Origin of the sequence: Halorubrum sp. SP3 (assembly GCF_005435195.1) — an archaeon.
Classification (GTDB): Archaea; Halobacteriota; Halobacteria; order Halobacteriales; family Haloferacaceae; genus Halorubrum; species Halorubrum sodomense.
Genome location: NZ_SGTU01000745.1, coordinates 1 through 223, shown reverse-complemented (window position 1 = coordinate 223; position 223 = coordinate 1). Strand labels below are relative to the sequence as shown.

Genomic DNA, 223 nt, shown 5'->3' with positions numbered 1-223 from the left:
AGGCGTTCTGCGCCGAGCACGGCGGGCTGGTGTGTACCTCCTCGAACGCCGACCGCGCCTTCGAGTACGCGCTCGACGAGGGCGACAAGGTACTGTTCCTCCCCGACAAGCACCTCGGGGAGAACACCGCTCACCGGCTCGGGCTCGAAGACGAGATCGCCGAGTGGGACCCCTGGGACGCCGCGTCCGCCGACGCGGCGGCGGTCGTCGACAACGACGTGAT

Annotated in this window: 1 protein-coding gene; it reads left to right on the top strand. The window is 69.5% G+C overall.

Annotation, left to right across the window (positions count from 1 at the left end; genetic code table 11):
- The coding region (gene nadA, locus EXE42_RS18120; protein ID WP_158293802.1) for a quinolinate synthase NadA at positions 1-223 on the top strand (223 nt) is incomplete at both ends.